Source organism: Pseudactinotalea sp. Z1739 (assembly GCF_049725055.1).
Classification (GTDB): Bacteria; Actinomycetota; Actinomycetes; order Actinomycetales; family Beutenbergiaceae; genus CALKWS01.
The window spans coordinates 335,920-356,839 of the sequence record NZ_JBMPQA010000002.1; the positions used below are offsets into that span (position 1 = coordinate 335,920).

The window sequence follows — 20,920 nt, forward strand, 5'->3', positions numbered from 1 at the left end:
GGTCACGCGCGAGACACTGACACCATGCGTGGGCTGAGGCGGCGGTTCTTCGGGCGGTTCGGGCTGCTGTACCGGCGCTGGGCCCGGCGGCGGATGATCACCGACCCGCAGGCGATGGTGGACCGCGCCTGGGGCATCGTGGCGGCCAAGCGCTACTGCCTCCTGGTCACCGAGTCCCCCGGCGGCCCGGCTGCCCGCGTCGTCGAGCCGTTCGCCCGCGCCGCCGACGGCACGCTCTGGTTCGGCACCGATCCCCGTTCCCGCAAGATCTCCGATATCCGGCGCTCACCCAGGTGCCTGCTGGTGTTCCAGGACGATCGGCGCCGGGCCTGCGTGACGCTGGAGTGCGACGCTCAGATCGTCGGTGCGGACGCACCCATCCGGTTCCGCCAGTTCTTCCGGGCGTTCTGGCCCGATGGCCCCGGACCGGACTTCGTCAACGTGGTCTGCACGCCCACGGCCTTGGAGATCTGGGACGGGCTGGCCGTGATCGCACCTGAGCCTTTCGGCCGGCGCCAGGCCCGGCTGGAGTTGCGCGACGATCATTGGGAATTGATCCCGACGATAATGGAGCCGTGACCACCCGATACCTGACCCTCGCCACCGACGGTGAGGCGGAGATCGAGGTCAAGCGCTCCCGCTTCCTGTGCACCCTGGCCCGGGTGAGCACCGAGGAGGCGGCCCGGACCGTCGTCGAGGGGCTGCGCAAGCAGCACTGGGATGCCGCTCACCACTGCTCGGCGTTCGTGCTCGGTCCCGATGCGGGCGTGCAACGGTCCTCCGACGACGGCGAGCCGGCCGGCACCGCCGGGGCACCGATGCTGGAGGTACTGCGGGGCCGGGAGGTCTCCGACGTGGTGGCGGTGGTGACCCGCTGGTTCGGCGGGGTGCTGCTGGGCACCGGAGGCTTGATCCGCGCCTACTCCGACGCCGTCCGGGCGGGCCTGGACGAGGCCGGGCTGGTGGCCCGGGAATTGCTCGTGGAGTACACCCTGGCGTTGGACCACGCCACCGCCGGGAAGGTCGAGGCCGATCTGCGGGCTCGTGGTGTGCGGGTACTCGACACCACCTATTCCGCGGCGGCCACGCTGCGCCTGGGAGTGCCGCAGGAGCGCTCCGACGGGCTGGGCGCCCTGGTCGCCGAACTCACCGGCGGGACGGCCGAACCGGTGCCGGCAGGCTCCACCTGGGTGGACACCCCTGCGTGAGTAACCGCTCGCCGCTGGTCGGCTCCGCCACCCCAGCACCTCAGCACGCCGGCCATCGCCGGTGTCCCGCACAGCCGCCGTCGCCGGTGTCCCGCACGCGGTCGTTACCCCCTTCGGGCTGCCCTCACGCTGATCAGCGATAGGCTCCACAGGTACACCGAAGTACACCGATCAGGGGTGGAAGATGAACCAGTCGATCCTGCGCGAGCGTAGTCCCGATCGGGACGAGATCCTTCGCGGCGCTGCTGATCTGGCGGCCGAGCAGGGACATGACCATGTAGCGGACGTGCTGCCGCGAGTGTTGGAGCACGTGGCTCCGGAGGACCTGGCCGAACGTGAGCCGGCGGACCTTGCCGGGGCGGTGCGATCGATGTACGAACTCGCCGGTACCCGCCGGCAGGGGCAGACCCTGGTGCGGGTGCTGTCCCCCCAACGCGAGGCCCACGGGTGGACCTCGCCGCACTCCTCGGTCCTGGTGTGCACCGACGACATGCCATTCCTGGTCGACTCCCTCACCGCAGCCGCGGCCGCGGAGGGCCTTTCCGTGCACCTGGTGGTGCACCCCCAACTGATGGTGCGGCGTGACCGGGACGGGGGCCTGAGCGAGGTGCTGAGCGAACGCCCGCCCGCGGACCAGGGCATCGCCGAATCCTGGATGCACCTCGAGGTGGACCGGATCACCGACGGCGAACGCCTCGACCGCCTGCAGGACAGGGTGGAGGAGGTGCTGGAGGACGTCCGCAAAGCCGTACAGGACTGGAAGGCGATGCGGCAGAAGTGCCAGCAGATCACCTCCGACCTGGCCCGGAGTGTGCCGCATACCGTCGACCCCGTCGAGGTGGGCCCTACCCGGGAGTTCCTGTCCTGGCTCGCCGATGACCACTTCACCTTCCTGGGTTACCGCGAATACACCCTGGACACCGTCGATGGTGAGGACGTGCTGCGCCCGGTCCCCGAGAGCGGGCTGGGCATCCTGCGCGGAGAACCGGAGAAGCCCTACACCCGGCTGCAGCCCCAGGCCCAGGCCACCGCACGTGAGCCCCGGTTGCTCACGATCACCAAGGCCAACTCCCGCGCCACCGTGCACAAGTCGACCTACCTGGACTACATCGGTATCCGCACCTTCGACGAGGCCGGTGCCGTGACCGGGGAGCGGCGCTTCCTGGGCATGCTCACCTCCTCTGCCTACGCCGAGTCGGTGCTTCGCCTGCCGATCGCTGCCGACAAGGTGCGCGAGGTGCTGCACCGCAGCGGGTTCAGCGCCCACTCCCACTCCGGCAAGGATCTGCTGCAGGTGCTGGAGAACTTCCCGCGCGACGAGCTCTTCCAGACTGACGTGGCCACGTTGGCCGAGGTCGCCCAGGAGGTCCTGTACCTGCAGGAACGGCGCCGCTCGAAACTGTTCCTGCGCACCGATGAGTTCGGCCGGTTCGTCTCCGCCCTGGTCTTCATCCCGCGCGATCGGTACAACACCGCAGTGCGCCTGGCGATGGAGCACGTGCTGCGCAAGGCCTACCGGGCCGAGACGGTGGAGTTCACCACCCGGGTGGCCGACTCCCCGCTGGCGCAGTTGCACTTCGTGGTGCGGGTGCGGCACGGACGGGCGCTGCCCGAGGTTGATGTGGAGCAGATCCAGTCCGAACTGGTGCGGGCCACCCGCACCTGGGAGGAGAAGGTGCTCGAGGCCGCCCTGGACCGGGTACCGCAGGAACAGGCCTACGACCTGGTCGCGACCTACACCGGCCGGTTCGCCGAGGCATACAAGGAGATGGTCTCCCCGGACGCGGCGGTCTCGGACCTGCTCGCCCTGGAGGGGTTGGCCGACGACGACGACACCGCCTTGGCGTTGTACCGCCCGGAGGAGGCCAACCCGGGTGAGCGACGCCTCAAGGTGTACCGCCGCAGCCCGGTCTCCCTGACCGAGGTGCTGGGCACCTTCACCGACCTTGGTGTGGAGGTCCTGGACGAGCGCCCCTTCCGGGTCCGTGCCACCGACACCCAGGCGGAGGCGTTCGTGTACGACTTCGGCCTGCGGGCCGGCAGCGAGGATCTCTGGGTCACCGATGACCGGGAACACCGCTTCACCGAGGCGTTCCTGGCGACGCGAGCCGGGCTGGCCGAGAGCGACGTGCTGGGTCATCTCGTGCTCAGCGCCGGGCTGGACTGGCGCGAGGTGGTGGTCCTGCGGACCATCGCCCGCTACCTGCGCCAGGTTGGCTCGATCTTCTCGGTTGAGTACCTGGAGGCCGGGCTGGTGGCCAACCCCGAACTGGCTACCAAACTGGTGCGCCTGTTCGAGGCCCGGTTCGACCCGGACCACCCCGCGGGCACGGACATGACAGCCCGGCGGCAGGCCGAGGAGACGCTGACCTCCGAGATCATCACCGCCCTGGACGACGTGCCGAGTCTGGACCACGACCGGATGGTGCGCGCCTACATGGGTGTGATCGGCGCGACCCAGCGCACCAACTACTTCTGCACCGACGCCGAGGGCAACCCGGTCGGGCACATCTCCTTCAAGATCGACTGCGCCCAGGTGCCCGGCATCCCCAGCCCGGTGCCCACCGCAGAGATCTGGGTCTACTCCCCCCAGGTGGAGGGGGTGCACCTGCGATTCGGTAAGGTGGCCCGCGGCGGGCTGCGCTGGAGCGACCGCCGGGAGGACTTCCGCACCGAGGTGCTCGGGCTGGTCAAGGCTCAGATGGTCAAGAACGCGGTGATCGTGCCCGGCGGCTCCAAGGGCGGCTTCTACGCCAAGCAACTACCCGACCCGGCAGCAGACCGGGACGCCTGGCTCGCCGAGGGCGAGGCCTCCTACCGGGCGTTCATCCGCGGCATGTTGGACGTGACCGACAACCGCCGCGGCGACGACGTAGTGCCACCGGAGCGGGTGGTGCGCCACGACGATGACGATCCCTACCTGGTGGTGGCTGCGGACAAGGGCACCGCCACCTTCTCTGATGTGGCCAACGAGATCTCCGCCGAGTACGAGTTCTGGCTCGACGACGCCTTCGCCTCCGGTGGCTCGGCCGGGTATGACCACAAGGCGATGGGCATCACCGCCCGGGGCGCCTGGGAGTCGGTCAAGCGGCACTTCCGCGAGCGGGGGATGGATACCCAGTCCGAGGACTTCACCGTGGTGGGCATCGGGGACATGAGCGGGGACGTCTTCGGCAACGGGATGCTCCTGTCCGAACACATCCGCCTGGTGGGCGCCTTCGACCACCGGCACATCTTCCTGGACCCCGACCCGGATGCCACCACCTCCTTCGCCGAACGCAGGCGACTGTTCTCCGAGGCCCGCACCACCTGGGAGTCCTACGACACCGACCTGGTCAGCGACGGGGGTGGGGTGTACCCGCGCACCGCCAAGTCCATCGAGATCACCCCGCAGGTACGCGCCGCGTTGGGACTCGGTGAGGACGTGACCGAACTGGCCCCGACCGAGCTGATCAAGGCGATGCTCCTGGCGCCGGTGGACCTGCTCTGGAACGGCGGGATCGGCACCTACATCAAGTCCTCGGCCGAGTCCCACAGCGACATCGGCGACCGCGCCAACGACGCGATCCGCGTGGACGGGCGGGACCTGCGCGTCAAGGTGGTGGGCGAGGGCGGCAACCTCGGGGCCAGCCAGTTGGGCCGGATCGAGGCCGCGATGAACGGGGTGCAGATCAACACCGACGCGATCGACAACTCTGCGGGCGTGTCCAGTTCGGACCTTGAGGTCAACATCAAGATCCCGCTGCGGGAAGTGATGCGCGATGGGGGCCTGGACCGATCCGAGCGCAACGAACTGCTGGCCTCGATGACCGATGAGGTCGCCGAGCTGGTGCTGCGGGACAACTACGAACAGAACGTGTTGCTGTCCAACTCCCGCGCCCAGTCCGCGCAGATGCTCGGGGTGCACCGCCGGTTGATCCAGTGGTTGGAGAAGCGTGGCGACTTGGACCGGGAGCTGGAGTTCCTACCCGATGAGGAGGAACTGGACGCCCGGGCCGAGGCCGGGCACGGGCTCACCCAGCCGGAGTTCAGCGTGCTGATGGCCTACTCCAAGATCGCCCTGAAGGACGACCTGGCCCAGACCTCCATCGCCGATGGCTCCTGGTTCAGCAAGACCCTGGCCGAGTACTTCCCCACCGCCATGCGCGAGAAGTACGCCGAGGCGATCGAGGCCCACCCGCTGCGCTCCGAGATCATCATCAACACGGTGGTGAACTCGATGGTCAACCGCGGTGGCATCAGCTTCGCGTTCCGGGCTGCCGATGAGACCGGCGCCAGCAGCGAGCAGGTGGCGCGGGCCTACGCAGCCAGCCGGGAGATATTCGATCTGGTCGAGTTCACCAGCGCGGTTGAGGCGTTGGACACCAAGGTGGACGCCGGCACCCAGGCGGAGTTGTACCTGTCCTTCCGCAGGCTGCTGGACCGGGCCACCCGCTGGTTCGCCCACCAGCGGCACGACCAACTGGACGTGGCCGCGGAGGTCGAACGCTTCTCGGAGCGGGTCACGGCGCTGCGCGCCCAGTTGCCGCAGTTCCTGCGCGGTGCGGAACTGGAGCGCTTCCACGCCCGTGCCGAGGAGATGCGGCAAGCGGGGGTCCCGGAGGAACTGGCCGAGCAGTTCGCCGGGTTGTTGCCCAGCCTGTCGCTGCTGGACGTGGTCCAACTCGCCGATGAGGCCGGGTGCCCGCCGGAGCGGTCCGCGGAACTGTACTTCGCGGTCTCGGAACGATTCCGCATCGACGATCTCCTCATCGAGGTGGCCGGGTTGCCGCGAGACGAACGCTGGGCCACCCTGGCCCGGGCCTCGATGCGCGATGACCTCTACGCCACCGCCGAGTTGCTCAGCGCGGTGATCATGCGTGAGACCGAGGACGGTGAGGCGTCGGCTCGGATCGAGAACTGGGCCGAGCAGATCGGTGCCGCGGTAGGCCGGGTGGAGGAGTCCCTGACGGACATCCTGGCGATCGACTCCCCCGGCCTGGCACCGCTGTCGGTGGCCCTGCGCGGGGTGCGGAGCCTGTTGCGGTAGCCCCAGCGACCAGGCCGCGCCCCGATCCCCTCGGCAACCCGGGGTGCGCCAACCGCCAGGTGAGACAGAAGCCGGATCCGGTGCGTCGTCGTCGGCCCCTGCCTACGGTGGCCGCTATGAACGCACCCGTACCGACCCACTTCGACCACCTGGTGTACGCCGGACCGGACCTGAACGCCGCGGTGGCCGAGTTCACCGAACGCACCGGCGTGGCCCCCGCGCCGGGGGGCAAGCACCCCCGCGGTACCGCGAACTACCTGGTCGCCTTCACCGTCGACGGGCAGCGCACCCGCGGCTACCTGGAGATCATCGGGCCGGACCCGGACCGCCCGTCCACCGAACCGATCACCACGTTCGGCATCGATGCGTTGGACGACGCCCGCCTGGTCACCTTCGCTGTGCACCCGCCGGACCTGGAGTCGGTGATCGAGCGGGCCCGGGCCGGTGGGTACGACCCCGGCCCGATCGAACCACTGTCGCGGCGCACCCCGGAGGGCACCGAGTTGCACTGGCGGCTCTCCCGCCCCCGGGCCCACTCCCCGGCGGTGCCGTTCCTGATCGACTGGGGCAGCACCGACCACCCGGCCCTGGGCGACCTCCCCACCGTGGAACTGCTCGGCGTGCAAGCCACGCACCCGGAACCCGATCGGGTGCGCGGCGTGCTGGACCTGCTCGGGGTGGACCTGAGTATCGAGTCCGGGGCGACCACCACCCTGCACGCCCGGTTGCAGACCCCGAACGGGCCGGTGCACCTGACCTGACCTGCGTCAGGGCCCGCGAGCGGGCCCGTGGCTCTGCCCGCGCGCGTACCCTGGTGGCATGATTCTGATCGGCGGGGTGAAGCCCTACCGCACCGTGCTGGCCACGGTCACCCTCATCTGCGGGCACTGCCAGAACCCGGCGGCGCACCGGCTGATCGAGGACATCGGCAAACTCACCCTGTTCTTCATCCCCACCGTTACGGTGTCCACCCGGTATGAGGTGGAGTGCGTCTTCTGCGGCGCCCGGAACCCGATGACCAAGGCCGAGGCGCACACGCTGCAGGAACGCGCCCGCGCCGCCGGCGCCACCCCTGGGGCGGTGCTGGGCACGGTCAACCCCGGACGACGGCGGGGCTCGACCGGCGAGTGAGCCGCACCCCCCGGGTCGGCCGGCGATGGCGGAGTTCACCCGGCGCGTGACCTGCGCCCGGACTGACCGGCGGAGGACGCGTGCCTCGTCCCGACATGCCGGACCGGTCAACCTGCGCCACCATGGTGTCGCGCCCTCGCGCGCCGTGCGTCGAGAACCGGCGCCGAAACGAAGGAGAGGTTGGCAGATGAGGATCGGACTTGGAGTCTTCCTGTTAGTGGTCGGAGCGATCCTGGGCTTCGCCGTCAGGGACAATTTCAACGCTGTGGACCTGACCATGATCGGCTACATCTGCATGGGTGCCGGTGTGCTGGCGATCGTGCTGTCCCTGGTGCTCCAGGGCCAGCGGACCAACACCACCCACCGAGAGGTGGTGGACCGTCGCGACGAGGGGCCCCCGCCGGCACCACGGGCCTGAGCCGGCGGGCTCGGACGGACGCCCTGCGCACGGAGATCGCATGCCAGCGGGTACCCATGTTGCCGCCGCCGTCGAGGACGCGCTGAACCGGCGACTGATCCACTTCCTCCGCAACCGCGGGTGGCGCCCCCGCACCATCGCGCACACCGGGTACGGATCGCCGGACTTCGTGCGCATCCTGGGCCGGGTGGTGATGACCCGCAACCCGCTGCCGGAGGCCGACGCCGAGGCCGACGCACCGGCCAAGCCGGTCCGCGGTTGGCGCCCGTACGTGACGGCGCCGGTGGGAATGATCCCGGTCACGGTCACCATCGACGGCCGGGACCACCACACCCGTGCCGACCGCGGCGGCTACATCGACCTGTCCGTGCACGGCCACGGCCTGGCGCCCGGCTGGCACCAGGTCACCCTGCGCGCCCGGGCCAGCACGCCGGTCCCGGCCCGGGTGCGCATCATCTCCTCCCGGGCCCGGGTCGGCCTGATCAGCGACATTGACGACACCGTGATGATCACCGCCGTACCGCGCCCGTTGATCGCGGTCTGGAACACGTTCGTGCGCCACCACAGCAGCCGCCGGGTGGTTCCGGGGATGGCCCGGTTCTACCGCCGGGTCGAGGAGCAGGTGTCCGACCTGCCGGTGTTCTACCTGTCCACTGGTGCGTGGAACGTGGTGCCCGCGATCGCGGAGTTCCTGCACGAGCACGACTATCCGTTCGGCCCGAAGTTGATGACCGACTGGGGCCCGACCAATACCGGCTGGTTCCGTTCCGGCCGTGAGCACAAGGAGCGCACTCTGCGGCGGCTGCACACCGAGTTCCCGCACGTGCGCTGGGTGCTGGTGGGCGATGACGGTCAGCGCGATCCGGCGATCTACGCCGAGTTCGCCCAAGGGTTCCCCGGGGCAGTGGCGGCGATCGCGATCCGCCAGCTCACCCCCGGCGAGCAGATCCTGTCCCACGGCACCCCGGTGGCCCTCCCCGACGCCGACCGGCGCCGCGGGCTGCGGGGCGCGCCCCAGTTCCTGGGTGGGGACGGTGTGGCCCTGGCCCCCCAGGTCCTCAACGCACTGGCGGACGCAGCGCCCCCGGACTGAGAGAGCGGACCTTTCGGCCGCTCAGCCGATCACCGCACCGAAGGCCAGCCCCAGCGCGTAGGTGACCGCTGCCGCACCCCACCCGATGCCCAGTTGCCGCAGCGCCCGAAGCCAGGGCGAGGATCCGGACAGCAGGCCCACGGTCGCGCCGGTGACCACCAGCGCAACCCCGACCAGCAGCGCGGCCAGCAGCACCGCCAACAGCCCGTTGGCCCCGAACAGGTAGGGCAGTACCGGGATGATCGCCCCGGTGGCGAAGAAGAAGAAACTGGCCACCGCCGCACCCAGGGCCGAGCCGAGCTCGACTGGTGCCGAGCCGGCCCCGAGTGGTTGCTGGCGTTGCGGGTCGGCCACCGCAAGGCGCTCGGCGGCCCGGGCCTGCGCCTCCTGCTCCGGCATCCCCCGGGCGCGGTAGATCAGGGCGAGTTCGTTGGCGTCGACATCCAGGTGCTCGATCACGGTATGGGCCGACGGGCTCGGGGCGGAGGCATCGACGAGTTCCCGCTGGGACTGCACCGAGACGTACTCCCCCGCCGCCATCGACAACGCCCCGGCGAGCAGCCCGGACAGCCCGGCCAGAAGGATGACGTTCGTGGAGGTGCCTGCTGCGCCGATCCCCAGCACCAGAGCAAGGTTGGAGACCAGCCCGTCGTTCATCCCGAACACCGCGGCCCGGAAGGAGCCGGACATCCTGGCCCGGCCCCGCACCGCCAGCGAACGCACCACCTCGGCATGGATCCGCTCGTCAGCGGCCATGGCGTCGGTGGCGTCGTCGTCCTCGGCATAGGCCGAACGCGACTCGGCACGCTGGGCTAGGGCGAGCACGAAGACCGAGCCGAACCATCCGGCCAGCAGGATCAACAGGCGTGACCGCAACGAAGGGCCGCGGGCGCGGCCGGGGTAGTCGGCCAGCAGCTGCTCCCAGTGCGCGGCATGACGCGCTTCGGCATCGGCGAGGGCGTTCAGGATCTGCGCCTCCTCACCACTGCGGCGCTGCGCCAACGCCCGGTAGACCTTGGCCTCGGCCTGCTCCTCGGCCAGGTACCGGCGCCACCGGCGCACCTGGGTCCTACGCGGGGAAGGGTCGGACATGGGGACCAGTGTTGCGTATCCCGGGGCACACCCGATGACGGCGCCGCGCCCGTGTCCACAGCGTTGCCCGGGGCGATCCCGGGGTCCACACCAGACTCGGCGGCGCGGGCCCGGGCCGGGTGTGCCCTGTGAGGCTCCTGGTGGTGAACAGACTGGCGGAACTGCTGGAGTGGGAGCCCGGCCTGGTGCGGCGGGTGCTGCACGCCGTCACCGTGGCGGTGCTGTGCGTGGTGTTCGCGCTGGTGGCCCCGACGTGGTGGGCGCAGGTGACCCCGGCCCCGGCGTGGACGGTCCCACCCGAGCGGGTGCAGGCCGCGACGGAGGCACTGACCCGGCTGCCGGTGGTGGGCGAGCCGCGGGTGCTGGCCGGCTATGACCGCGATCACTTCGGTCCGCCGTGGTTCGATGTGGACGGCAACGGCTGTGACACCCGCAACGATCAACTGGCCCACTGGCTCGCCGAGGTCACCTACGACCCGGTGCAACCGTGCGTGGTGGTGGCCGGTGTGCTGCACGACCCCTACACCGGGCACCGGATCGAGTTCGAACGCGGCCCGGACACCAGTTCAGCGGTACAGATCGACCACGTGGTGGCCCTGGCCGATGCGTGGAGCAAGGGGGCCGATTCCTGGTCGCCGTCAGTGGCCCTGGCCTTTGCCAATGACCCGGGGAACCTCATCGCGGTGGACGGAGCGGCCAACCAGGACAAGGGCGCCTCCGATGCCGCGCACTGGCTGCCCTCCGATGAGCGGTTTCACTGCGCCTACGCCGTCCAGCAGGTACTGATCAAGGACGCCTACCGCCTGGGCGTGACCCCGGAGGAACTGGGCGCGCTCACCGAGATCGTCACGGCCTGCCCGGCCGGCTGACGACGCACAGCCGGCCCGGGGGAGCCACGGCGAACTCTGGACGACCTCAGTCGTGCGGGCGCGGTGCCGGCGGGTAAGGCTCGGCCGGGGCCTGAACGTCCTCGGAGCCCACGGAGGAGTCGGAGCCGAACCTGCTCTTGACCGTGTCGGTGATCTTTTCCGCCACGTGCGAGCCCTGCTCGCGCATGACCTCCCCGACCTTGCTCTCCGCAGCCGAGACCTTTTCCTGCACCGTCGGGTTCTCCCAGACGTTCTTGGCCTGCGCCTTGATCTTGTCGTAGTGCTCCTGGCCGGCGCGGGTACCCAACAGGTATCCCACGGCGGCGCCCAACACGAACCCGACCTTGCCCTTCATAGCATCCACTCCCTCGTTGTCTTCGTGCCTCCACGCTAGCGCTGCTCGCCGTGATCGCACGCCGGGGAGTGCGGTTGGAGCCGCTCCGGTGCGAACCCCGGCCGGATCAGGCCTGCACGATCGCGCGCGCCTCCCTGGCCGCGGCCACCAGATTGCGCAGCGAGGCCGTGGTCTCCTCATAGCCTCGGGTCTTCAGCCCGCAGTCGGGGTTGACCCACAACTGGTGCGGGTCCACCGAGCCCAGCGCGATCCGGAGCAGTCCGGTGAGTTCGGCGGTGCTGGGCACCCGGGGTGAGTGGATGTCGTAGACCCCCGGCCCGATCCCCCGGGCGAAGGAGGAGTCGGCGATGTCCGGGACGATCTCCATCTTGGACCGGGCCGCTTCCACCGAGGTCACGTCGGCATCGAGGCCATCGATAGCCCCGATGACCTCACCGAACTCGGAGTAGCACAGGTGGGTGTGCACCTGGGTGGCGTCCCCGGCGCCGGCGGTAGCCAGCCGGAACGCGTTGACCGACCAGTCCAGGTAGTCCTCGTGTTCTTCCTGGCGCAGCGGCAGCAGTTCCCGAAGCGCCGGCTCATCCACCTGGATCAGCCCGATCCCGGCCGCCTCCAGATCCGCCACCTCATCGCGCAGCGCCAGGGCCACCTGGTTGGCGGTCTCACCCAGCGGCTGATCATCGCGCACGAAGGACCAGGCCAGGATCGTCACCGGACCGGTGAGCATGCCCTTGACCGGCTTGTCCGTGCGGGAGGCGGCGTAGGTGGACCACTGCACCGTGATCGGTTCGGGCCGGGACACGTCACCCCACAGGATCGAGGGCCGGGTGCACCGGGATCCGTAGGACTGCACCCACCCGTTCTGGGTGACCGCGAAACCGTCGAGGTTCTCGGCGAAGTACTGCACCATGTCGTTGCGCTCGGGTTCGCCGTGCACCAACACATCCAGGCCCAGTTCCTCCTGCAGCGCGATCACCCGGTCGATCTCGGCGCGCATCGCCGCCAGGTACTCCTCTCCGGTGATGTCGCCGCGTCGTGCCTGCGCCCGGGCGCGCCGCACCTCGGCGGTCTGCGGGAACGACCCGATCGTCGTCGTCGGCAACTCCGGTAGGTCCAGCGCCGCCCGCTGGGCGGCCTGCCGGGTGGGGTAGTCGCTGCGCGCGAAGTCGGCCTTCGACAGCCGGCCCGTGCGCTCACGCACCACGGGCACCGTGACCCCCTCGGCGCCGGCCCGATCGGCCCGCACCGCGCGGGAGGCCTCGAACGCCCCGGCGGCCCGCTCGGGCCCGGCCGCCAGGGCCCGGACCTCACCGACCTTCTCATCGGCGAACGCCAGCCAGGACCGCAGCTGCTCGGGCAGCTGGGGTTCATCGGCCACGGTGTGCGGCACGTGGAACAGCGAGGTGGAGGTGGACACCGCCACGGTGGCCTCGGGCCCGGCAGCGCCGCGCAGGGCGGTGAGTTTCTCGTGGGCGGCGTCCAGGTCGGTGCGCCACACGTTGTGCCCATCGACCAGCCCGGCCACCAGGGTCACCCCGGACAGGTCCGCACCCGCCACGTCGTCGGGGATGTCCCCGCGCACCAGGTCCAGTCCGATCGCCTCCACCCCGCTTCGGGCCAACGGGGTGAACGCGCTGCCCAGCCGGTGGTAGGGCGCGGCCACGAACAGCGCCGGTCGCTCACTCGCCCCGGCCAGGGTGGTGTAGACCCGGGAGACCAGTTCGCCGAGTTCGGCCCGGGAGATCGGCCAGGTGTCGGAGACCAGCCCCGGCTCGTCCAGCTGCACCCAGGGAGCACCGGCCTCGGCGAAGGCGGCCAGCCACCGGGCGTACACCGCGGTCAGGTCATCGATACGGTCCAGCGGGTTGAAGCCGTCCGGGGCCGCCTCACTGGCCTTGGACAGCAGCAGGAACGTGATCGGACCCACCAGCACCGGGCGGGTGATCACGCCGTCCTCGGCGGCCTCGGTGAACGCTGCCACGCTGGGGGTCTCAACCAGATCGAAGGCGGTCTCCGGGCCGATCTCGGGCACCAGGTAGTGATAGTTGGAGTCGAACCACTTGGTCATCTCCAGCGGTGCCCGGTCACCCTCCCCGCGGGCCACGGTGAAGTAGCCGGCCAGGTCCAGCGATCCGTTCTGGTCGCGCAGGTCGTCGAACCGCGCCGGGATCGCCCCCACCTGTGCGGCCACCGAGAGCACCTGGTCATAGAAGGTGAAGTCGGAGGGGATCGAGGCGTCCTGGGCGTCCAGACCCAGGCCACGCAGGCGGGTGCGCAGATCCGCACGCAGCGCGCGTGCGGATGCGGTCAGTTCGGCGGCGTCGGTGCGGCCGGCCCAGAAGGACTCCACGGCTCGTTTGAGTTCGCGATCCGGGCCGATCCGGGGGTAGCCCAGGATGGTGGCGGCGGGGAACGGGGTGTGCTGTGTCATGAGACTTCCTGTTCGGGTGCGGTTGAAGATCAAGCCGACGACGGCGGGGCCGGGTGGGGCGCTCCTCGCCGGGGCTCAGGCCAGGGTGGGAACCGGGCGCAGCCCGGACCCGTAGAGCAGGTCCAGTGCCGGCGTGGCGGTGTTGAAGGTGTACACGTGCAGGCCGGGTGCCCCGAGGGCGAGGATGTCGTTGACCAGCGAGCGGGTGGCCTGCAGACCCAGCCGGTAGGCCTCCTGCTTGGAGGCAGCTCCATCCAGCGTGGCCAATAGACCCTCGGGGGGGCGTACGCCGGTGAGCTGGTGCAGCTTGCGCAGCCGGCGCGGGTCGGTCAACGGGATCACCCCCGGCAGGATCGGGATGTGCACCCCGGCCGAGCGGGCCTGTTCCAGCAGCGCGGCGTAGTGCCCGGCGTCGTAGAAGATCTGGGTGATCGCGAAGTCGGCACCGGCCTCCTGCTTCTCCACCAGGGCGGCGATGTCACGCGGGTCGACCACCGGGTTACCGGTCTTGTCGCGCAGTGCGCCGGGATAGGTCGCCACCGAGATGCTCAGCGGGTTCACCTGCCCGGTGGTGGCACCGGCATCGCCGAACCGTTCGGCCTCGATGGACCGCAGCAGGCGCACCAGTTGGCTGGAGCGGGTCAGCCCCTGCGGGTGCGGCTCCCAGTCCGGTTCGCCCGCGGGTGGGTCCCCGCGCAGGGCGAGGAAGTCGCGCACCCCCTCGTCGAGCAGGTCCTCGATCACCCCGCGCAGTTCCCCCGCGGAGGCCCCCACACAGGTCAGGTGGGCGATCGGGGTGACCTCGGTCTCGGTGACGACCCGCCGGATCAACTCCCGTGAGGTCTCCCGGGTGGAGCCGGACGCGCCGTAGGTGATGGAGAAGAAGTCCGGTTGGGCCGCGGCCAGTTCCGCGAGGGTGCGTACCAGGGCGCGCTCGCCCTTCTCCGAGCGCGGGGGGTAGAGCTCGAAGGAGATGGTCGGTCGGTCGGAGGGCACACGAAGAAGGCTAGCCGTGCTCATCGGATGCGCCCGTCGGGGGATGCCTGCATGAAGAACTCCATCGGTCCTGGCGTGAGCACCCTTCCCGCGGGAGGCTTCCGTTGGGGGTTGCTGCGGCGTCGTGGAGCCAGGTCTCTCGGCCGCTCTGGATGGTCGGTAGCCAGACTACGGGCCTGCTGCCGGGCAGGCACAAGAGTAAAGTCCGCCCGTCTCATCCCCTGAGATTCCGGTCTGGCTGGCGCCGTGACGCTCGTGAGGTGTCCGCAACGCCCCGGGACGCACTCGGCTTGCGCCGTAGGGTGGTCGCGTGCGCGCCGACCGGGACCCGATCCATCAGGCCCATCAACAGTGGGTCCGGCACGGCTGGGCTGAAGCCGCCGACGGCATGGCCCTGGTCACCTCGATCGTGCGGGTCAACCAGTTGCTGGCCGAGCGCATCGATTCGGTCCTGCGCCCGATGGAGTTGACCTTCGCCCGGTACGAGGTGCTCCGGTTACTGTCGTTCGCCGCCGGAGGGGAGATGGCGATGTCCCGGATGGGCTCCTTGCTGCAGGTGCACCCGACCAGTGTGACCAGCCTGGTCGAGCGGCTGGTGCGGCAGGGCTACGTGGAGCGGGTGCGCAGCAACTCCGACGGCCGGGTCGTGCTGGCCTCCCTGACCGTTACCGGGAGGACGGCCGTGGAGGAGGCGACCAGCGCGCTCAACGCCGAGGTCTTCATCCGACCCGGTCTGCCGCCCGAACAGGTTCGGGAACTGACGAAGTTGCTGGGCCTGATGCGCGCCGACGGCGGCGATCAGGTGCAGCCACCCCCTATCGAGGAATAGTTGGATGTCCTAGTATCTGGAGTAGTCGCACCCGACGGTGAGCCGAGGACGCCATGACCGAACAAGCACGACCCCTGCATGTGCCGGAGCACCCGGTCCGCGTCGTCACCGCTGCCAGCCTGTTCGACGGGCACGACGCCTCGATCAACATCATGCGCCGGATCATGCAGTCCCAGGGCGCCGAGGTGGTGCACCTGGGCCACAACCGGTCGGTGCAGGAGGTCGCCGAAGCCGCCCTGGAGGAGGACGTCCAGGCCGTTGCCGTCTCCTCCTACCAGGGCGGGCACGTGGAGTACTTCGAGTACCTCGTCGACCAGCTCGCCGAACGCGGCGCCGGCCACATCAAGGTGGTCGGCGGCGGGGGCGGCGTGATCGTGCCCGAGGAGATCACTCGGCTACGCGAATCGGGAGTGACGATCTTCTCCCCCGAGGACGGTCAACGACTCGGCCTGCCGGGGATGGTCAACCAGGTCATCGAACAGGCCGACGTCGACCTGTGGGAACTCGGCGGAGCAGACGCCCACGCCGTCCTGGCCGGTGACCGGACGGCGCTGGCCCGGGCGGTCACCGGCGTCGAACTGGGGCGCATCAGCGAGGCCGACCGAGGCCGGTACGCCGAGGCGGCCGCGCGCAACCCGGTGCCGGTGCTGGGTATCACCGGCACCGGGGGGTCGGGCAAGTCGTCCCTGACCGATGAGGTGCTGCGCCGCTTCCGGGTGGACCAGGGCGACCGGTTACGCATCGCGGTGCTGGCCATCGACCCCACGCGCCGCAAGGGCGGTGGTGCGCTGCTGGCCGACCGGATCCGGATGAACGCACTGGGCGGTGAGCAGACCTACTTCCGCTCCATGGCGACCCGCGGGCACAGCGAGGTGCCCGAGGCGGTACCGGCCGTCCTCGAGATCCTCAAGGCCGCGGGTTTCGACCTCATCATCGTCGAGACCCCCGGGATCGGGCAGGGTGACGCGGGCATCGTTCCGCTGGCCGATGTGTCCCTGTATGTGATGACGCCGGAGTTCGGAGCGGCCAGCCAACTGGAGAAGATCGACATGCTCGACTTCGCCGACGTGGTCGCGATCAACAAGTTCGAGCGCCGCGGAGCGATGGATGCGCTGCGCGATGTGGGCCGCCAGATGGTGCGCAACCGGGAGGCCTTCGGTTCCAAGCCACAGGACATGCCCGTCTACGGCACCTCCGCGGCCACCTTCAACGACGACGGCGTGACGGCGCTGTACCAGGAGCTGCGCGACCGCCTCGGCGAACGCGGCCTGGACGTGGGCGAGGGCGCGTTGCCCAGAGTCGACGTCCAGTACTCGTCGATGATCACCCCGGTGGTCCCCGCGGCACGGGTGCGCTACCTGTCCGAGATCGCCGAAACGGTCCGGGCCTACCATGCCGACACCGAGACCTACGCCGATGCGGCCAGCCGGGTGCAGCACCTGGAGTTCACACTCGAGGAGTTGTCCGCGGCAGGCAAGGCGCACGACGACGTGGCCCGGCTTGCCGAGGACGCACGCCGGGCGTTGCCGGCCGAGGTGCTCGAACAGCAGCAGCAGTGGCCCGCGACGGTGCAGGTCTACTCCGGGACCGAGCACACGGTGCGAGTGCGCGAGCGTGACATCACCACCCGCCTGACCCGGGAATCCCTGTCCGGCACGAAGGTGCCCCGGGTGGCACTGCCGCGCTTCCGCGACGCCGGGGACATGGTGCGCTTCTGGCGCCGGGAGAACCTGCCCGGGCGCTTCCCGTTCACCGCCGGGCTCTATGCGTTCAAGCGGGCCGATGAGGATCCGACCCGGATGTTCGCCGGTGAGGGCGACGCCTTCCGCACCAACCGGCGGTTCAAACTGCTCTCCGAGGGCCAGCCGGCCACTCGGCTGTCCACCGCGTTCGATTCGGTCACCCTCTACGGTCACGACCCTGCCGCCCGGCCCGATATCTACGGCAAGGTCGGCACCTCCGGTGTCTCGATCGCCTCGCTGGAGGATATGAAGGCTCTCTACGACGGCTTCGACCTGGTGTCGCCGGCCACCTCGGTGTCGATGACGATCAACGGGCCCGCGCCCACCGTGCTGGCGTTCTTCCTCAATGCCGCCATCGACCAGCAGCTGGACGCCTTCCGCCAGGACGAGGGGCGCGAGCCCTCAGCCGCCGAAGCCGAGGAGTTGCGCGGGCACGCCCTGGCGAACGTGCGCGGCACCGTGCAGGCCGACATCCTCAAGGAGGACCAGGGGCAGAACACCTGCCTGTTCACCACCGAGTTCTCGCTGCGGATGATGGGCGACATCCAGCAGTGGTTCATCGACAACGGGGTGCGCAACTTCTACTCGGTCTCGATCTCCGGCTATCACATCGCCGAGGCCGGGGCGAACCCGCTCAGCCAGTTGGCGTTCACGTTGGCCAACGGGTTCACGTACGTGGAGTCCTACCTGGCCCGGGGGATGGACATCGACGACTTCGCACCCAACCTGTCCTTCTTCTTCTCCAACGGGATGGACCCGGAGTACTCGGTGATCGGGCGGGTGGCCCGCCGCATCTGGGCGGTGGCGATGCGGGAGAAGTACGGCGGCGGCGAGCGCAGCCAGAAACTGAAGTACCACGTGCAGACGTCGGGTCGTTCCCTGCACGCCCAGGAGATGGACTTCAATGACATCCGCACCACCCTGCAAGCCCTGATCGCCATCTACGACAATGCCAACAGCCTGCACACCAACGCCTACGACGAGGCCGTGACCACCCCGTCGGCCGAGTCGGTGCGCCGGGCGCTGGCGATCCAACTGATCATCAACAAGGAGTGGGGACTGGCACTGAACGAGAACCCCAACCAGGGCTCGTTCATCATCGATGAGCTCACCGACCTGGTCGAGGAGGCCGTGCTGGCCGAGTTCGACCGGATCTCCGAACGCGGTGGTGTGCTCGGCGCGATGGAGACCGGGTACCAGCGCGGCAAGATCCAGGACGAATCGCTGCTGTACGAGCACCGCAAGCATGACGGCACGCTGCCGATCATCGGCGTGAACACCTTCCGCCGTCCACCCTCGGAGGAGCCCGAGGTCGCCACGGTGGAGCTGGCCCGCGCCACCGAGGCGGAGAAGCGCTCCCAGTTGGAGCGCGTGGCCGACTTCCAGGAGCGCCACCGCGAGGAGGCCACCGAGGCGCTGGAACGGCTCAAGCGTGTGGCGGTGACCGGCGAGAACGCCTTCGCCGAACTGATGACCGCCGCCAGGGTGTGTTCCCTGCAGCAGGTGACCGAGGCATTCTTCGAGGTGGGCGGCCAGTACCGGCGCAACGTGTGAAACAGAACGCTTCCGGGCGGAGTGTCGGTGCCGGGGTGCATGCTGAGCGGGTGCGACATTGGAGGAGATGGCATCGGCTGGACACCGGCGCCGATCGCCCGCAGATGCGGAGGAGATCATGACACAGCACACCAGGCAGAACACCGAGACCACCGAGGCCGAGGCGCGCGCCGAACGCGACGCGGTCCTGCACCTGATCGGCGGGGACGAGGACGGCCTGCGCGCCCGGCTGGACGGCGAGGGCCTGACCGGATGGGAGTGGTCGCTGCTGAGCGAACTCGAGCAGTGGGATCAGCGCCTCGGCGCCTGAGCCATCCCGCCCGGGCCGAGGTCCCGCCCGAGGGACACGCCTTGAGCGACGAACACCCCCAGCCGATTCCGTTGGAGAATCGGTCCGCAGGTGGGTGGCACACCCGACTTCGAGCCCGAGGTTCCGCCATCCGGTCAAGGTCGACACCCTAAACATCGGATGACTAGGCTTTGGGCTGGCATCTGGGAACCCCCGGCAGCCCCGACAACACCACACCAGAACAGGGAAAGAACACCATGCGATTCGGGCGAGTAGGACCGGCCGGGGCTGAGGTCCCGGCAGTACTGGACGGCGACACCTGGCGCGACCTGCGCACGGTGACCGAGGAGATCGACGGCGAGTTCCTCGGCCGACAGGGTGAGGTGGACTGGGCCGGTGTGCTCGGGGGCCTGCCGCCGCTGGAGCCCGGCCGCATCGGCGCCCCGGTCGCACGGCCCGGCAAGGTGGTCTGCATCGGCCTGAACTACCGCGATCACGCCGCCGAGTCCGGGATGGACATCCCCGCCGAACCGGTGCTGTTCATGAAGGACCCGGCTACCGTCGTCGGCCCGGATGACCAGGTGCTCATCCCCCGCGAGTCGGTCAAGACCGACTGGGAGGTCGAACTCGCCGTCGTCATCGGTCGGACCGCCCGGTACCTGCCCGACGAGCAAGCGGCTCTGGACTGCGTGGCCGGGTACGCCATCGCCAACGACGTGTCGGAGCGGGAGTTCCAGCTCGAGCGCGGCGGGCAGTGGGACAAGGGCAAGAGTTGCGAGACGTTCAACCCGCTCGGCCCGGTACTGGTCACCGCCGATGAGGTGGCCGACCCGGGCAACCTGAACCTGCGCCTGTGGGTGAACGGGGAGCTGCGCCAGGACGGCACCACAGCGGACATGGTGTTCGGCGTCGGGCACATCATCCACTACCTGAGCCAGTTCATGGTGCTGCACCCCGGCGACGTGGTGAACACCGGCACCCCGGCGGGGGTGGCGATGGGCCTACCCGGCCAGCCCTACCTGCGCGCCGGTGACGTGATGGAACTGGAGATCGAGGGCCTGGGCCGTCAGCGCCAGGAACTGGTGCAGGCATGAGCGCCCCGGCACAGGACCTCGCGGGGCTGGTGGCCGTGGTCACCGGCGGTGCTTCCGGGATCGGAGCCACCACCGCCGTCGAGTTGTCCGAGCGTGGGGCGCGGGTGGCGCTCCTGGACCGTGACGAGGGCGCGCCACCGGAGGGGCTGCCCCTGTACCGGGCCGATGTGCAGTCCGATGACGAGGTCAATTCCGCGATCGAGCGGGTCGTTGCTGATCTCGGCGGCTTGGACATCGTGGTCAACAACGCCGGGATCGGCGCCCAGGGCGATGTCACCCAGAACTCCTCCGCGGATTGGCTGCAGGTACTGGACATCAACGTGGTCGGCATCGCACGGGTCAGCGCGGCCGCCATCCCGCACCTGCGCCGCTCCCGGGCAGCCGCGATCGTCAACACCTGCTCCATCGCCGCGCTGGTGGGGCTGCCCCAGCGGGCCGTCTACACCGCCTCCAAGGGCGCGGTGCTGGCGCTGACCCGGGCGATGGCGGCCGATCACGTCGGTGAGGGCATCCGGGTCAACTGCGTCTCCCCCGGCACCGTGAACACCCCGTGGGTACAGCGGCTGCTCGCCTCGGCGGAGAACCCCGAGACGATGCTCGCGCAGTTGCGTGCCCGCCAGCCCACCAATGAGCTGGTCGAACCGATCGACGTGGCCCGCGCGATCGCCTACCTGGCTTCGCCGCTGTCCGGAGCGGTGACGGGTATCTCGCTGTCGGTCGACGGCGGGATGAACGACCTGCGCATGCCTTCCTGAGGCCGGTACGTTCAGCGCGGTACAGCCCCTGGCGA

General features: G+C 69.8%; 17 protein-coding genes and 1 riboswitch. Of the genes, 13 read left to right on the forward strand and 4 right to left on the reverse strand.

The annotated features are described in order from the left end of the window. The first annotated feature begins 24 nt into the window (after window positions 1–24). The 7 genes from ACO0LV_RS04000 to ACO0LV_RS04030 all read left to right on the forward strand — a co-directional run bounded on the left by ACO0LV_RS04000 (window position 25) and on the right by ACO0LV_RS04030 (window position 8,879). Entirely contained in the window at window positions 25–579 is a 555-nt protein-coding gene (locus ACO0LV_RS04000; protein ID WP_424786572.1) for a pyridoxamine 5'-phosphate oxidase family protein, read from the forward strand. Continuing rightward, window positions 576–1,208, forward strand: coding sequence for a YigZ family protein (locus ACO0LV_RS04005; protein WP_424786573.1), 633 nt, complete (start codon window positions 576–578; stop codon window positions 1,206–1,208). Before ACO0LV_RS04000 ends, ACO0LV_RS04005 begins: the two co-directional genes overlap by 4 nt. Window positions 1,209–1,392: 184 nt before the next feature. Continuing rightward, a complete protein-coding gene (locus tag ACO0LV_RS04010) occupies window positions 1,393–6,237 on the forward strand; it encodes an NAD-glutamate dehydrogenase (RefSeq protein ID WP_424786574.1) in 4,845 nt (1,614 codons plus the stop codon). Between the two features lie 116 nt (window positions 6,238–6,353). Then, on the forward strand, window positions 6,354–6,998 hold the full coding sequence (locus ACO0LV_RS04015) for a VOC family protein (RefSeq protein WP_424786575.1): 645 nt from the start codon (window positions 6,354–6,356) through the stop codon (window positions 6,996–6,998). A 58-nt stretch (window positions 6,999–7,056) separates the two neighbouring features. Continuing rightward, on the forward strand, window positions 7,057–7,368 hold the full coding sequence (locus ACO0LV_RS04020) for a hypothetical protein (protein WP_424786576.1): 312 nt from the start codon (window positions 7,057–7,059) through the stop codon (window positions 7,366–7,368). Between the two features lie 187 nt (window positions 7,369–7,555). Then, window positions 7,556–7,786, forward strand: a complete 231-nt coding sequence (locus tag ACO0LV_RS04025) for a DUF6458 family protein (protein WP_424786577.1) — start codon at window positions 7,556–7,558, stop codon at window positions 7,784–7,786. 40 nt (window positions 7,787–7,826) lie between these two features. Beyond that, complete coding sequence (locus ACO0LV_RS04030; protein ID WP_424786578.1) at window positions 7,827–8,879, forward strand: App1 family protein; 1,053 nt, start codon at window positions 7,827–7,829, stop codon at window positions 8,877–8,879. Between the two features lie 21 nt (window positions 8,880–8,900). On the opposite strand, the gene ACO0LV_RS04035 is transcribed toward ACO0LV_RS04030, so the two are convergent. After that, complete coding sequence (locus ACO0LV_RS04035) at window positions 8,901–9,971, reverse strand: VIT1/CCC1 transporter family protein (protein WP_424786579.1); 1,071 nt, start codon at window positions 9,969–9,971, stop codon at window positions 8,901–8,903. Window positions 9,972–10,114: 143 nt separating this feature from the next. Here ACO0LV_RS04035 and ACO0LV_RS04040 point away from each other — a divergent pair, with 143 nt between their 5' ends. Beyond that, window positions 10,115–10,840, forward strand: coding sequence for an HNH endonuclease family protein (locus tag ACO0LV_RS04040; protein ID WP_424786580.1), 726 nt, complete (start codon window positions 10,115–10,117; stop codon window positions 10,838–10,840). A gap of 46 nt (window positions 10,841–10,886) precedes the next feature. Here ACO0LV_RS04040 and ACO0LV_RS04045 read toward each other — a convergent pair whose 3' ends face one another. The 3 genes from ACO0LV_RS04045 to ACO0LV_RS04055 form a co-directional block, all read right to left on the reverse strand. Beyond that, window positions 10,887–11,195, reverse strand: a complete 309-nt coding sequence (locus tag ACO0LV_RS04045; protein WP_424786581.1) for a YtxH domain-containing protein — start codon at window positions 11,193–11,195, stop codon at window positions 10,887–10,889. Window positions 11,196–11,301: 106 nt separating this feature from the next. Continuing rightward, window positions 11,302–13,626, reverse strand: a complete 2,325-nt coding sequence (gene metE / locus ACO0LV_RS04050) for a 5-methyltetrahydropteroyltriglutamate--homocysteine S-methyltransferase (RefSeq protein WP_424786582.1) — start codon at window positions 13,624–13,626, stop codon at window positions 11,302–11,304. Between the two features lie 75 nt (window positions 13,627–13,701). Next, window positions 13,702–14,622, reverse strand: coding sequence for a methylenetetrahydrofolate reductase (locus ACO0LV_RS04055; protein ID WP_424786583.1), 921 nt, complete (start codon window positions 14,620–14,622; stop codon window positions 13,702–13,704). 58 nt (window positions 14,623–14,680) lie between these two features. Beyond that, a riboswitch (SAM riboswitch) is annotated at window positions 14,681–14,781 on the reverse strand. A gap of 151 nt (window positions 14,782–14,932) precedes the next feature. Here ACO0LV_RS04055 and ACO0LV_RS04060 point away from each other — a divergent pair. The 5 genes from ACO0LV_RS04060 (at window position 14,933) to ACO0LV_RS04080 (ending at window position 20,885) form a co-directional block, all read left to right on the forward strand. Next, on the forward strand, window positions 14,933–15,451 hold the full coding sequence (locus ACO0LV_RS04060) for a MarR family winged helix-turn-helix transcriptional regulator (protein WP_424786584.1): 519 nt from the start codon (window positions 14,933–14,935) through the stop codon (window positions 15,449–15,451). 53 nt (window positions 15,452–15,504) lie between these two features. Beyond that, on the forward strand, window positions 15,505–18,747 hold the full coding sequence (gene icmF / locus ACO0LV_RS04065) for a fused isobutyryl-CoA mutase/GTPase IcmF (protein ID WP_424786585.1): 3,243 nt from the start codon (window positions 15,505–15,507) through the stop codon (window positions 18,745–18,747). Between the two features lie 118 nt (window positions 18,748–18,865). Next, the gene (locus ACO0LV_RS04070) at window positions 18,866–19,057 is read left to right on the forward strand and encodes a hypothetical protein (RefSeq protein ID WP_424786586.1); all 192 of its coding nucleotides are present in this window, start codon (window positions 18,866–18,868) and stop codon (window positions 19,055–19,057) included. A gap of 236 nt (window positions 19,058–19,293) precedes the next feature. After that, complete coding sequence (locus ACO0LV_RS04075) at window positions 19,294–20,130, forward strand: fumarylacetoacetate hydrolase family protein (protein ID WP_424786587.1); 837 nt, start codon at window positions 19,294–19,296, stop codon at window positions 20,128–20,130. After that, window positions 20,127–20,885 (forward strand): SDR family NAD(P)-dependent oxidoreductase, encoded by a 759-nt coding sequence (locus tag ACO0LV_RS04080; RefSeq protein ID WP_424786588.1) that lies wholly within the window; start codon window positions 20,127–20,129, stop codon window positions 20,883–20,885. Before ACO0LV_RS04075 ends, ACO0LV_RS04080 begins: the two co-directional genes overlap by 4 nt. Window positions 20,886–20,920 lie beyond the last annotated feature (35 nt).

Bases quoted from the DNA above. Each gene is read 5' to 3' on its own strand.
- ACO0LV_RS04000 (WP_424786572.1), top strand. From the start codon at position 25: ATGCGTGGGCTGAGGCGGCGGTTCTTCGGGCGGTTCGGGCTGCTGTAC.
- ACO0LV_RS04010 (WP_424786574.1), top strand. From the start codon at position 1,393: ATGAACCAGTCGATCCTGCGCGAGCGTAGTCCCGATCGGGACGAGATC.
- ACO0LV_RS04015 (WP_424786575.1), top strand. From the start codon at position 6,354: ATGAACGCACCCGTACCGACCCACTTCGACCACCTGGTGTACGCCGGA.
- ACO0LV_RS04020 (WP_424786576.1), top strand. From the start codon at position 7,057: ATGATTCTGATCGGCGGGGTGAAGCCCTACCGCACCGTGCTGGCCACG.
- ACO0LV_RS04025 (WP_424786577.1), top strand. From the start codon at position 7,556: ATGAGGATCGGACTTGGAGTCTTCCTGTTAGTGGTCGGAGCGATCCTG.
- ACO0LV_RS04030 (WP_424786578.1), top strand. From the start codon at position 7,827: ATGCCAGCGGGTACCCATGTTGCCGCCGCCGTCGAGGACGCGCTGAAC.
- ACO0LV_RS04035 (WP_424786579.1), bottom strand. From the start codon at position 9,971: ATGTCCGACCCTTCCCCGCGTAGGACCCAGGTGCGCCGGTGGCGCCGG.
- ACO0LV_RS04045 (WP_424786581.1), bottom strand. From the start codon at position 11,195: ATGAAGGGCAAGGTCGGGTTCGTGTTGGGCGCCGCCGTGGGATACCTG.
- metE (WP_424786582.1), bottom strand. From the start codon at position 13,626: ATGACACAGCACACCCCGTTCCCCGCCGCCACCATCCTGGGCTACCCC.
- icmF (WP_424786585.1), top strand. From the start codon at position 15,505: ATGACCGAACAAGCACGACCCCTGCATGTGCCGGAGCACCCGGTCCGC.
- ACO0LV_RS04070 (WP_424786586.1), top strand. From the start codon at position 18,866: ATGACACAGCACACCAGGCAGAACACCGAGACCACCGAGGCCGAGGCG.
- ACO0LV_RS04075 (WP_424786587.1), top strand. From the start codon at position 19,294: ATGCGATTCGGGCGAGTAGGACCGGCCGGGGCTGAGGTCCCGGCAGTA.
- ACO0LV_RS04080 (WP_424786588.1), top strand. From the start codon at position 20,127: ATGAGCGCCCCGGCACAGGACCTCGCGGGGCTGGTGGCCGTGGTCACC.